At 56.1% G+C, this 12,044-nt stretch carries 10 protein-coding genes; 3 read left to right on the forward strand and 7 right to left on the reverse strand.

What is annotated here, in order from left to right; translation table 11 throughout:
- Nucleotides 1-101 precede the first annotated feature (101 nt).
- Together AAZT04_RS20630 and mdtD are read left to right on the forward strand one after the other, a co-directional pair.
- Nucleotides 102-791, forward strand: coding sequence for a FadR/GntR family transcriptional regulator (locus AAZT04_RS20630; protein WP_046374852.1), 690 nt, complete (start codon nucleotides 102-104; stop codon nucleotides 789-791).
- A 66-nt stretch (nucleotides 792-857) separates the two neighbouring features.
- The gene (gene mdtD, locus AAZT04_RS20635) at nucleotides 858-2,273 is read left to right on the forward strand and encodes a multidrug transporter subunit MdtD (RefSeq protein WP_041415120.1); all 1,416 of its coding nucleotides are present in this window, start codon (nucleotides 858-860) and stop codon (nucleotides 2,271-2,273) included.
- Here the strand turns inward: mdtD and rbsR are convergent.
- The 7 genes from rbsR to kup all read right to left on the reverse strand — a co-directional run bounded on the left by rbsR (nucleotide 2,270) and on the right by kup (nucleotide 10,250).
- Nucleotides 2,270-3,271 carry a ribose operon transcriptional repressor RbsR gene (gene rbsR, locus AAZT04_RS20640; RefSeq protein WP_434681545.1) on the reverse strand — a complete coding sequence of 334 codons (1,002 nt, stop codon included), beginning with the start codon at nucleotides 3,269-3,271 and terminating at the stop codon, nucleotides 2,270-2,272. The two genes, mdtD and rbsR, sit on opposite strands and share 4 nt — an antisense overlap.
- A gap of 5 nt (nucleotides 3,272-3,276) precedes the next feature.
- Nucleotides 3,277-4,203: a ribokinase gene (rbsK, locus tag AAZT04_RS20645; RefSeq protein ID WP_434681548.1), complete on the reverse strand. Its 927-nt coding sequence runs from the start codon at nucleotides 4,201-4,203 to the stop codon at nucleotides 3,277-3,279.
- A gap of 61 nt (nucleotides 4,204-4,264) precedes the next feature.
- Nucleotides 4,265-5,152, reverse strand: a complete 888-nt coding sequence (gene rbsB / locus AAZT04_RS20650) for a ribose ABC transporter substrate-binding protein RbsB (RefSeq protein ID WP_041415747.1) — start codon at nucleotides 5,150-5,152, stop codon at nucleotides 4,265-4,267.
- A 24-nt stretch (nucleotides 5,153-5,176) separates the two neighbouring features.
- The gene (rbsC, locus tag AAZT04_RS20655) at nucleotides 5,177-6,142 is read right to left on the reverse strand and encodes a ribose ABC transporter permease (protein WP_020837695.1); all 966 of its coding nucleotides are present in this window, start codon (nucleotides 6,140-6,142) and stop codon (nucleotides 5,177-5,179) included.
- A gap of 6 nt (nucleotides 6,143-6,148) precedes the next feature.
- Nucleotides 6,149-7,654, reverse strand: a complete 1,506-nt coding sequence (gene rbsA, locus AAZT04_RS20660; protein ID WP_434681550.1) for a ribose ABC transporter ATP-binding protein RbsA — start codon at nucleotides 7,652-7,654, stop codon at nucleotides 6,149-6,151.
- Nucleotides 7,655-7,661: 7 nt separating this feature from the next.
- Nucleotides 7,662-8,081 carry a D-ribose pyranase gene (rbsD, locus tag AAZT04_RS20665; protein WP_020837697.1) on the reverse strand — a complete coding sequence of 140 codons (420 nt, stop codon included), beginning with the start codon at nucleotides 8,079-8,081 and terminating at the stop codon, nucleotides 7,662-7,664.
- Nucleotides 8,082-8,381: 300 nt separating this feature from the next.
- A complete protein-coding gene (gene kup, locus AAZT04_RS20670) occupies nucleotides 8,382-10,250 on the reverse strand; it encodes a low affinity potassium transporter Kup (protein WP_048759302.1) in 1,869 nt (622 codons plus the stop codon).
- 283 nt (nucleotides 10,251-10,533) lie between these two features.
- Here kup and ravA point away from each other — a divergent pair, with 283 nt between their 5' ends.
- The gene (gene ravA / locus AAZT04_RS20675; RefSeq protein WP_434681553.1) at nucleotides 10,534-12,042 is read left to right on the forward strand and encodes an ATPase RavA; all 1,509 of its coding nucleotides are present in this window, start codon (nucleotides 10,534-10,536) and stop codon (nucleotides 12,040-12,042) included.
- Nucleotides 12,043-12,044 lie beyond the last annotated feature (2 nt).

Consider the following 12,044-nt stretch of genomic DNA (forward strand, 5'->3'; position numbering starts at 1 on the left):
CACAAGCCAGCGTTTTCGTCACTTTTTCCGGAAATCAGCGACAAAAGCTGGCGATCCGTAGAGTAAAATAAGAGTAACAATGTCAGTAAGGACTCGCAGCCATGCAATTTAATGCTCAACAACAGGCCGCCCAACGCAATCTTTCTTATCTACTTGCAGAAAAACTCGGCCAACAAATTCTGGCAGGCGATTATCAGGCCGGCAGTATCCTGCCCGGGGAGATGGAACTCGGGGAACAATTTGGCGTGAGCCGCACCGCGGTACGTGAAGCGGTGAAGATGCTGGCCGCCAAAGGCATGCTGCTCCCCCGTCCGCGCATCGGCACTCGGGTCATGCCGCAAAGCCAGTGGAACTTTCTCGATCAGGATTTACTGACCTGGTGGATGACCAAAGAGAACTTCGATCAGGTGATGCAGCATTTCCTTATCCTGCGAACCTCGCTGGAACCTCAGGCCTGCTCATTGGCGGCTGCCAACGCCAGCACGCAGCAAACTGCGCGGTTGGCTGAACTGATGGCGGAAATGCGGGCACTGCATGTTCAGTTTGACCGCGAGCACTGGATCCAGGTTGATACCCAGTTCCACCAGCTTATCTATGAGGCCAGCGGTAATCCGTTTCTCACATCATTCGCCAACCTGTTCAGTTCGGTGTATCAAAGTTACTTCCGCGCCATCACCGGTAACGAAGTGATTAAGCTCCAGAACCATCAGGCCATTGTCGATGCGATACTCGCCGGCGACGGCGCAGGGGCATTAGCCGCCTGCCAAGTCTTGCTCAGAGAGAAAGACTAACTCATGCCCTACTTATATATAGAAGAACAATGAAGGGACGAATACGACAGTTAACCGGGAATCATAATGACTAAATCCGCGCGCAGTATGGCAGGGCTCCCCTGGATCGCCGCAATGGCATTCTTTATGCAGGCGCTGGACGCCACCATCCTCAACACGGCGTTGCCTGCGATAGCGCAAAGCCTGGAGCGCTCGCCACTGGCGATGCAGTCTGCCGTAATCAGCTATACGTTGACGGTTGCCATGCTGATCCCGGTCAGTGGCTGGCTGGCAGACCGTTTCGGTACCCGGCGGGTATTTATCTTTGCGGTTTCGCTATTTACTCTCGGTTCGCTGCTGTGTGCGCTTTCCCCAACGCTAAGCGTGTTGGTGACCTCACGCGTCATTCAGGGCGTTGGTGGTGCGATGATGATGCCGGTAGCACGTTTGGCCCTGTTGCGCGCCTACCCGCGCAGCGAGCTGTTGCCGGTTCTGAACTTCGTGACCATGCCCGGGCTGGTTGGCCCGATCATGGGGCCGATGCTGGGGGGATGGCTGGTCACCTACGCCACCTGGCACTGGATTTTCCTTATCAACATCCCGATTGGCCTGCTCGGCATCTTCTATGCACGCAAATATATGCCGGACTTCACCACGCCCAAGCGTCGGTTCGATTTCCTCGGCTTTATGCTGTTTGGCCTGAGTCTGGTGCTGGTTTCTACCGGGCTTGAGCTGTTTGGGGAACAGGTGCTGGCCAGCTATATCTCACTGGGTATTCTGCTCAGCGGCGTGGTGATGCTGTTCGGCTATATCGCTCATGCCCGCAGGCACCCTCAGCCACTGATTGGTTTGGATTTATTCCAGACTCGCACCTTCTCCGTGGGGATCGCCGGCAATGTCGCTTCACGCCTGGGTACCGGCTGCGTGCCGTTCCTGATGCCGCTGATGCTGCAGGTCGGTTTCGGTTACTCGGCGATTATTGCGGGCTGCATGATGGCACCGACGGCCATCGGCTCACTGATGGCGAAATCCACCGTGACTCAAGTGCTGCGCTGGTTCGGCTATCGCAAAACGCTGGTTGGCATCACGTTGATTATCGGCGTGCTGATCGCCCAGTTTGCATTACAAAGCCCGGGAATGCCGCTGTGGTTGATGATCCTGCCGCTGTTCGTGCTGGGGATGGCGATGTCTACACAGTTCACCGCCATGAATACCATCAGCCTGGCGGATTTAAACGATGCCAATGCCAGCTCCGGCAACAGCGTGCTGGCGGTTACTCAGCAGCTTTCCATCAGCTTCGGCGTGGCGATCAGCGCAGCGGTGCTGCGTTTCTATGAATCTATGTCGCTCGGCACCATGGTCGATCACTTCCACTACACCTTTATCACCATGGGGATTGTCACCCTGGCCTCAGCGTTTGTCTTTATGCTGTTAAAAAGGAAGGACGGCCGTAACCTGATCAGCGGCCGTGACAGCAAGAAAGAAGCCGAAGCTACTCGCTAGCGGCGGCCAACAGAAGCGCGTTCCACCAGCTCAGGGGTCAGTACCAGAACCTGAGCTTCACGTTCCGGATTCTGCAGGCGGTTGATCAACGCATCGATCGCCAATTCGCCCAGCGAATCTTTAGGTTGATGAATGGTGCTTAGCGGCGGCGCAAGGTATTTGGCCAGTTCGATATCGTCGTAACCCATCACCGCCATGTCCTGTGGTACCGATAACCCAGCCTGATACAACGCCTGGTAAGCCCCCACCGCGACCGCGTCGTTGCCGGCGAACACCGCGTGGGGTGGCTCAGCCAAGGCCAACAGCTGTTTCATGGCCATGACACCGCCTTCAAATTCAAAATCGCAGTGCACTTCATACCCCGGCAGGATCGCCAGCCCAGCACGCTGCATGGCACTGCGGTAACCTTCCAGTCGGTGGCGTGCCGTGGTTTTATCCTGCGGGCCGGCGATGCAGGCGATTTTGCGATACCCGCGAGCGATCAGATGATCGGTCGCCATCTCGCCGCCCAACAAAGAGTTGTCCTGGATGATGTCGTTAGCCCCTTCGAACGGTGCCCAGTCCATCATCACTATCGGTAGAGACGGGTAGCGACTCAACGCATCCTGCGATGGCCGATGGTTTTCGGTACACATCAACAGCAAACCGTCGACGCGTTTTTGCAGCAGCGTCTCCATATTGCGGTTCATGCGCGCAGCATCTTCTTCGGTATTGCACAGGATCAAACTGTAGCCACGTTCATAACAACTGCGCTCGACGCCACGCACCACCTCAGCATAAAAGGGGTTGTTGCTGGAAGTGACCAGCATGCCGATGGTTCGCGTCTGATTCAGTTTGAGACTGCGCGCCAGGGCGGAAGGCGCATAGTTCAGTTGTTCTATAGCCGCCATGATTTTGGCTCGCACGCTGTCGCTGACAAAGCGATTGTTATTAATAACGTGCGAAACCGTCGAGGTTGAAACACCCGCCAGGCGGGCGACATCTTTCATGGTGGCCAAGGGGGTTACTCCTGCTGCTGCAAGAAGGCGTCAATCTCTTCGCGCCAGGGCACGGAAGGTTGGGCGCCGGGACGGGTCACCGCAATTGCCGCTGCTGCATGAGCAAAGCGCACCGCATCCGCCATGATTTTGCCTTCCAGCAACGCCGTGACCAGCGCCCCGTTGAAGGTATCGCCAGCGGCGATAGTATCGACCGCTTTAACCTTGAAACCTGGTACCAATTTGCCGTTGCCGTTCTCACTCAGCCACACGCCACGGCTACCAAGGGTGATGATCACCGTTGCGATACCTTTATCGTGCAACGCCTGAGCGGCGCGCGCGGCATCATTATCGTCATTGACCGCAATACCGGTCAGGCGCTGAGCTTCGGTTTCGTTTGGCGTAATCATATCGATAGTCGCCAGTAGATCGTCCGGCAGCTCACGAGCAGGTGCCGGGTTAAGGATAACCTGCGTCTGATGCTGTTTCGCCAGGCTGGCGGCTGCGATAACGGTTTCCAACGGAGACTCGAGCTGCATCAGCAACGCGTCGGCGTCGATAACCTTTTGCTGATAACGTGCAAGATAATCGGGGGTCACTGCGGCATTGGCACCCGCATCGATGCCGATCACGTTCTCGCCTTCCGCATTAACGAAAATCAGCGCGACGCCCGTGGTGCTGTCGGCAATAGCTTCTATCGGTTGGGTATCAATGCGATCGCTCGCCAGCTGCTGACGCACGCGTTCACCGATGTCATCGGCACCCACGCAGGCGATAAAAGCGATATCTGCACCGCTGCGCCCAGCCGCCACCGCCTGGTTTGCGCCTTTGCCGCCAAACGCCACTTTATACTGTTTCCCGATCACCGTTTCGCCCGGGCGAGGAAACTGCTCAATATTAAGGATATGGTCGGCATTGATACTGCCCAGAACCACCATCTTACCTGTTGCCATCGCATTGATTCCTGAATTACGCGCCATCATAAACGCCCCGTTTTGATGGCGCTGGTATGACTTATTGGGTGACCAGTTTCAAATCCACCGGAATGGTAGCCGACACTTTCTCGCCTTTCAGCACTTTATCGGCGGTTTCTACGCCGATCACGCCGATCTGATCCGGACGCTGCGCGACGGTAGCCGCCAGCTTGCCGCCCTCAACCGCTTTCACGCCGTCGGCAGTGCCGTCGAAGCCTACCACGACCACGTCGGTTTTACCGGCGGTTTGCAGCGCACGTAGGGCGCCCAGCGCCATTTCATCGTTCTGGGCAAACACCGCCTGCACATCTGGGTGAGCGGTCAGCAGGTTCTGCATCACGTTCAGGCCTTTGGTACGGTCGAAATCTGCCGGTTGGCTGGCCAACAGTTTGAATTTGTTCTGATCCAGTGATTGTTTAAAGCCTTCGCCACGCTCACGGGCAGCGGAGGTACCGGCGATCCCTTCCAGTTGGATCACTTTAGCGTCTGCGCCCACTTTTTTGGCAATGAAATCACCGGCCATTTTGCCGCCAACGCGGTTATCCGAAGCGATATGGCTGACCACTTCGCCCTTGCTCGCCACGCGGTCCAGGGTGATGACCGGGATCTTGGCCTGATTGGCCATCTTGATGGCGTTACCGACCGCATCGGAATCGGTTGGGTTAATCAGCAGCAGCTTAGGCGCCTGCACCATCAGATCCTGCACGTTAGCCAGCTCTTTCGCCGGGTTATTCTGCGAATCCAGCACCACCAGGTTGTAACCCAGCTTGTTGGCTTCCTGCTGCGCCCCCTCTTTCATTGAGACAAAGAACGGGTTGTTCAGCGTGGAAACCACCAGCGCAATGGTGTCTTTCGCCAGCGCGTTAGCGCTCAGGGTGGCGCTCAGTGCGAAGGCTGAAGCCAAAATTGCCAGTTTTTTCATTTTCATCATCGTGATTCCTGTAGGGGGAGGTTATTTGTTGCTTTTGTTCTCTACCAGAACCGCCAGCAGTATCACCACTGCCTTCACGATCATTTGGTAGTAAGAAGAAACACCCAGTAAATTCAATCCGTTGTTCAGGAAGCCAAGGATCAGCGCCCCGATCAAGGTACCAACGATGCGGCCCTTGCCGCCGGCCAGGCTGGTACCGCCCAGCACCACTGCGGCAATGGCGTCCAACTCATAGCCGGTGCCGGCGGTCGGCTGCGCGGAAGACAGGCGCGCCACTTCGATCACGCCCGCCAACGCCGCCAACAAACCACAAAGCGAATAAACGATAATCTTTACTTTATCGACGCTGATACCGGACAGGCGGGTCGCCGCCTCGTTGCCGCCCAGAGCATAAATATAGCGGCCCAGACGGGTATGGTGCAGCATGTACCACGCAGCGATAAAGACGATCGCCATGATCCAGATCGGGGTTGGCACGCCCAGCGGCCGGCCGATGCCGAACCAGCCGAAAGTATCGGCCACGTCGGTAAAGCCGGTGTTCACCGGGCTGCCGTTGGTGTACACCATGGTGACGCCGCGCAACAGCAGCATCATCACCAGGGTCGCAATAAATGCCTGCACCTTGCCTTTGGCAACAATCACCCCGGTACAGGCGCCGACCGCGGCCCCCAATGCCAGTGCCGCCGCCACGGCCACCACCGCGTTAACTTCAAAGCCCACGATCGATGCCGCTACCGCACCAGTTAACGCCAGTAGCGATCCCACCGACAAATCGATGCCGGAAGTGAGGATCACCAGCGTCATCCCCACCGCCATAATGGCGTTAACAGAGGTTTGCTGCAGAATATTGAACAGGTTATTTAGGGTGAAGAAATTTGGGCTCATTGAAGAGACCACGGCGATCAGCACCAGCAGAGCAATCAGTGATTTTTGCTCTAACAGCCACTCTTTACTGAACCAGCGCTTTGCCACACTCTGGGAACTCATATCTGATTACTCCTGCTTTACGCCGTATTGCTTGCCAACGGCCGCAGCCATCAACGCTTCCTGGGTGGCCTGTTCAATCGGGAACTCGCCGCTAAGGAGTCCTTCGTGCATCACCAGAATGCGGTCGCTCATGCCCATGACCTCCGGCATTTCCGACGACACCAGAATGATGCTCAGACCTTCCTGCTTGAACTGGTTAATTAACTGATAGATTTCTTTTTTGGCACCGACATCAACACCGCGTGTCGGTTCATCGAGGATCAACACCTTTGGCCGCGTCATCAGGCCGCGGGCGATTGCCACTTTTTGCTGATTGCCGCCGGAGAGCAGGCCAATGGGCTGTTCCATCGACGGCGTCTTGATATTGAACAAGCGGATGAAATCCCCCACCGCCTGCTGTTCTTCGGCCTGTTTCAGGCTGCCGCCGGCACGGCTGAAATAGCGCAGCGCGGTCAACGACATGTTTTCCTTCACCGACATCCCCAACACCAGACCATCGCGCTTGCGGTCTTCGGAGATATACACAATGCCGTTCGCCAAACCGTCCTGTGGAGAATGAGTGACCACCTGGCGGCCATCGAGGCTGACCGTGCCGGCCTTGCGCGGTGCTGCCCCGTAGAGAATTTTCATCAGCTCGGTACGTCCGGCGCCCATCAACCCGGCGACGCCAAGAATTTCGCCACGGTACAGCGTAAAGCTGACGTCATGCACACCCGGACCGGAAACCTGACTGACCTCCAGCCGTTTTTCACCGCGCGGCTGGTTGAGGCGCGGGTATTGTTCTTCCAGCTTGCGGCCGACCATCATTTCTATCAGCGAATCTTCCTGCAGCTCACTGACCGGACGCTCGGCGATAAACTGCCCGTCACGAAACACCGTGACGTCATCGCAAATTTCAAAAATCTCTTTCAGCCGGTGGGAGATGTAAACAATCCCTCGCCCTTCGGCCTTCAGTTCATTGATCACTTTAAATAAAGAGGCCGTCTCGGTATCGGTCAACGCATCCGTCGGCTCATCCATAATGATGACTTTCGATTCGAAGCTCAGCACCTTGGCGATTTCCACCATTTGCTGATCGCCGATCGACAGTTCCCCCACCAGCCGGTGGCTGCTGTAACTCAGGTTCAGTCGTGCGAGCAGTTTGTCTGCTTCGGCATACATGCGCTTCCAGTCGATGCGGCCGATACGGTTAACGAACTCACGCCCGAGGAAGATGTTCTCCGCAATGGTCAATTGCGGGATCAGGTTCAGTTCCTGATGGATGATGCCGATGCCCGCTTCCTGCGAATCCTTTGGGCCGTTGAACGCCACCTCTTCTCCGAGAAAGTACTGACTGCCGGCGTCTTTGTTATAAATGCCGGTCAGCACCTTCATCATGGTGGATTTCCCGGCGCCGTTTTCACCCACCAGCGCCATCACCTTGCCCGGGTACACGCTGAGCGCAGCGCCGGAAAGCGCCTTCACGCCGGGAAAGGCTTTATCGATCCCTTTCAGTTGCAGTAAAGGTTGCATAGGTGCCTCAGAAAGTTACGCCGGCGCAAAGGATCACGTTCGCGTAGGGCGAACATTCCCCGCTGCGGATCACCGCACGGCAGTGTTCCGTTTGTGCTTTAAAAGCCTGGTGGCTGATATAGCTCAGGCTGATGCTCTTCCCCTGGCGTTGGCCAAGTTCGGTCAGCTGAGCCAATAACGCGCTATGAAGCTGTGGATTTTGCTTAACGATCTCTTCCGCCAGAATCGCGCTTTCGACCTGCATCTCCTGCGTCACGACCTCGAGTACCTGTAGAAAAGTCGGCACCCCCTGAGTCAGCGCCAAATCGATGCGCTGTGTGGCCGCCGGAATAGGCAGCCCGGCATCGCCGATAGCTATCTGATCGGTATGACCGAGACGGGAAACCACGGCAGAGACATCAGCATTCAGCAACACGCCTTTTTTCATCTTGTTCTTCTCATTCCGCCAGCGAAACGTTTCGCTTGTGTCTGGAGTTTAAAAAAACGTCAGTAGAAGGCAACCGGGATAATGCAGAAGTGTGATCGTCATCGAAACGTTTCGCTCGTGTTACCGAGAACAGATACCTTAAATAATTGACGTTGCATCGCGGCGGCAAGCCTGCGAATTCCCGGGAGCATAGTCCACTATGTGACCGGAATGAGCTGGTGCAGCCAACAAAGAGGCAGCTTCAAGTATGACGGGGTTAAACAGAAAGGGCCCAGCGGTGGCTGAGCCCTTGAGGGGGAGTTAAATCTCGACCTGGGTTCCCAGCTCGATCACCCTATTAGGCGGGATCTCAAACTGGTCCGGCGCACGTAGCGCATTGCGGCTCAATGCAATAAACAGCTTGCCGCGCAGGAACAGGTACCACGGCCGTTTGGTCAGGATCAACGACTCGTGCGACATAAAGAACGAGGTTTCCGTCATCCGGCACGGCAGCCCTTCCAGCCCGCAGCGGTGGAACACTTCTTCAACGTTCGGCGTTTCACGCCAACCATAGCTGGCCACCACCCGCCAGAAGGTCGGTGACAGCTGTTCGATGGTCACTCGCCGCACGTTGTGAACGTAAGGTGCATCCTCGGTACGCAACGTCAACAGCACCACGCGTTCGTGCAGCACCTTGTTGTGCTTTAGGTTATGCAGCAGCGCAAAAGGGATCACGTTGATGGCGCGTGACATAAAGACCGCGGTGCCAGGCACCCGCACCGGTGGCGATTTTTCCAGTGAGGCGATCATCGCCTCCAGAGAATTGCCGTGCTCGTGCATGCGGCGCAGCAGTCGGAAACGTTCGCTCTTCCAGGTGGTCATGATGATGAACATCACCAGCGCCAACATCAGCGGCAGCCAACCCCCCGAGAACAGTTTCAGGGCGTTGGCGGAAAACATCGGGATGTCGATAATCAGCAGGACAACCAGAATGCCGACGGCCAAGAAGCGATTCCAGTGCCAGTTTTTAATCGCCACCGACGTCACCAGAATACTGGTCAGCACCATAGTGCCGGTCACGGCGATGCCGTAGGCCGCCGCCAGATTACTGGAGTGTTCGAAACCGACAATCACCAGCACCACCGCGATATACAGCGTCCAGTTGATCACCGGAATGTAGATTTGGCCAGATTCCATTTCAGACGTATGGATGATGCGCATTGGCGACAGGTAACCCAGGCGCACCGCCTGACGGGTCAGGGAGAACACGCCGGAGATCACCGCCTGCGAGGCGATAACCGTGGCCAGCGTCGCCAGAATTAATAGCGGGATCAGCGCCCAGTCCGGCGCCAACAGGAAGAACGGGTTCTTGATCGCCTCGGGATTTTTCAGCAACAGAGCGCCCTGGCCAAAATAGTTCAGCACCAGTGAAGGCAACACCACGGTGAACCAGGCCAGGCGAATAGGGAATTTGCCGAAGTGGCCCATATCGGCGTACAACGCCTCAACGCCGGTAATCGACAGCACCACCGCACCCAGCGCAAAGAACGAAACCTTCTTATATTCAATAAAGAAGTTCAGCGCCCATTTCGGGTTCAACGCCTGCAACACTTCCGGGTTAGCCATAATGCTGCGCGCCCCCAGTACCGCCAGGACGATAAACCACAGTAGCATCACCGGTGCAAAGAGCTTACCGACGCTGCCGGTACCGTGTTTCTGGATGGCGAACAGCAGCGTCAGCACCAGAATCGACAGCGGAACGATATAGCCATCGAGCGACGGAGCGGCGATTTCCAACCCTTCTATCGCGGACATCACCGATATCGCCGGGGTGATCACCACCTCGCCATAGAAGAAGCTGCCGCCAATCAGGCCCAGGATCACCAACACTGCGGTAGTGCGCGCTGAAGTATTACGCCCGGCCAACGACATCAGCGTCAGGATCCCGCCTTCGCCGGCGTTATCTGCCCGCATGACATAAGTGAGGTATTTAAGGGAAACAATGATGATCAGCATCCAGAAAATCAGCGACAGGAAGCCGAAAACTACGTCTGGACGAACATCGAAGCCGTAATGGCCGGAGAAACACTCTCTGAGAGTATAGAGAGGACTGGTGCCGATATCACCGTAAACCACCCCAATTGCCGCCAGGGTTACCGCCGATAAGGACTGTTTATGCTCTGTGCTCATAATTCGTTTCTTTATTAGAACATCCGTTAGCGATGCATCCGCATCAGCCAGAGATACGGGCTCTAAGATCCGTTACGCCCACTAAAAGGCGCACAGTATGCACGATTTATACTGCTTGCCTACTCTTATATCAGACCCAAAAAATAAACAAAATGTGAACCGGCCGCTCTTTTGATAATAGAAAGATTTTACTAATCAACAAGCTATACCATTAAAAATAATGGTGGTTTATCATCGGATTATCCACCAAGATTGGCTAACTCTCGGACAACACGACAATAATATGGCGCCATCATCACTTCTTGCAGAACGGATTTCCCGCCTCAGCAGCGCGCTGGAGAGCGGTCTTTATGAACGTCAGGAAGCCATTCGCCTGTGTCTGCTGGCGGCGCTCAGCGGTGAAAGCGTGTTCCTGCTCGGTCCACCGGGCATTGCCAAAAGCCTGATTGCACGCCGGTTAAAATTCGCCTTTCGCCATGCGCGCTCCTTTGAATACCTGATGACGCGCTTCTCGACGCCAGAAGAGGTGTTCGGCCCGTTATCCATCCAGGCGTTAAAAGACGAAGGCCGCTATCAGCGCCTGACCGCCGGCTACCTGCCCGAAGCGGAAATCGTATTTCTGGATGAGATCTGGAAAGCCGGCCCGGCAATCCTCAATACCCTGCTGACCGCGATCAACGAACGTCGCTTCCGTAACGGCAACGCGGAGGAACCGATCCCCCTGCGGTTGCTGGTCACCGCCTCCAACGAACTGCCGGAAGCCGACAGCAGCCTGGAAGCGCTGTACGACCGCATGCTGATACGCCTGTGGCTGGACAAAGTGCAGGACAAGCAGAACTTTCGCTCGTTGCTGGTCAGTCGCCAGAACGAGAATGAAAACCCGGTGCCGGAAGCCCTGAGCATCACCGACGAGGAGTATCATCAGTGGCAATCGCAGATCGACAAAATCAAGCTGCCTGAAAGCTGCTTCGAACTGATATTCCAACTGCGTCAGCGGCTGGATGCGCTGGACCATGCTCCTTACGTTTCCGATCGCCGATGGAAGAAGGCATTGCGCCTGTTGCAGGCCTGCGCCTTTTTCAGTGGTCGCGACGCCGTGGCCCCGATCGACCTGCTGCTGCTGAAAGACTGCCTGTGGCACGATCTCACCTCGCTAAAACTGCTGCAGCAGCAAGTAGAGCAGTTGCTAAACGAGTCGGCCTACCAACAGCAAACGCTGCTGATCCAGCTGCAACAGATCCTCACCCGCTGGCTGCAGCACCAACAACAGCAGAGCGACAGTCAGGCGATCACACTGGTAAAAAAAGGCGGCATGTTCAGCCGAAAGCCGCAGTTTGCCCTGGCCACGCCGCTCGGCACCGGCCCCCTGACACTGTTGCTGCAAAAACCGCTGCAGCTGCATGATATTCAGGTTAACCATCTGAGTATTGAAAACAGCGTACTGGAAAACTGGCTGCAAAAAGGCGGCGACGTACGCGCCAAACTGAACGGCATCGGCTTTGCCCAGCAGATCGATCTGGAAGTGGACGAAAAACTGCATCTGACGGTACTGGACGTCAGTCGTCAGCCTTCGCTGCTGGCCCTGCCCGGTATAAAGACCGGGGGAACGCCTCAGGCAATGCTCGACGAAATGGACCAGTTGGCTCAGCGTCTGGCGGAACAGCGTCGGTTGTTCAGTCAGCATCAGCCCTGCCTGTTTACCCCGGCCGCCAGGCTGGCAAAAATTGAGGCCAGCCTGTTGCAGGTGGCGGAACAAATCAAACAGCAGCACCAGCAGATGCGCGGTCAGTAAGC

The sequence above is a fragment of the Serratia sp. Je.1.23.a genome (genome assembly GCF_051129805.1).
GTDB classification, from domain to species: Bacteria; Pseudomonadota; Gammaproteobacteria; order Enterobacterales; family Enterobacteriaceae; genus Serratia; species Serratia liquefaciens.

What these genes read in the sequence shown, in the direction of transcription:
- AAZT04_RS20630 (WP_046374852.1), top strand. Translation starts at nt 102, where the DNA reads ATGCAATTTAATGCTCAACAACAGGCCGCCCAACGCAATCTTTCTTAT.
- mdtD (WP_041415120.1), top strand. Translation starts at nt 858, where the DNA reads ATGACTAAATCCGCGCGCAGTATGGCAGGGCTCCCCTGGATCGCCGCA.
- rbsK (WP_434681548.1), bottom strand. Translation starts at nt 4,203, where the DNA reads ATGGCAACAGGTAAGATGGTGGTTCTGGGCAGTATCAATGCCGACCAT.
- rbsB (WP_041415747.1), bottom strand. Translation starts at nt 5,152, where the DNA reads ATGAAAATGAAAAAACTGGCAATTTTGGCTTCAGCCTTCGCACTGAGC.
- rbsC (WP_020837695.1), bottom strand. Translation starts at nt 6,142, where the DNA reads ATGAGTTCCCAGAGTGTGGCAAAGCGCTGGTTCAGTAAAGAGTGGCTG.
- rbsA (WP_434681550.1), bottom strand. Translation starts at nt 7,654, where the DNA reads ATGCAACCTTTACTGCAACTGAAAGGGATCGATAAAGCCTTTCCCGGC.
- rbsD (WP_020837697.1), bottom strand. Translation starts at nt 8,081, where the DNA reads ATGAAAAAAGGCGTGTTGCTGAATGCTGATGTCTCTGCCGTGGTTTCC.
- kup (WP_048759302.1), bottom strand. Translation starts at nt 10,250, where the DNA reads ATGAGCACAGAGCATAAACAGTCCTTATCGGCGGTAACCCTGGCGGCA.
- ravA (WP_434681553.1), top strand. Translation starts at nt 10,534, where the DNA reads ATGGCGCCATCATCACTTCTTGCAGAACGGATTTCCCGCCTCAGCAGC.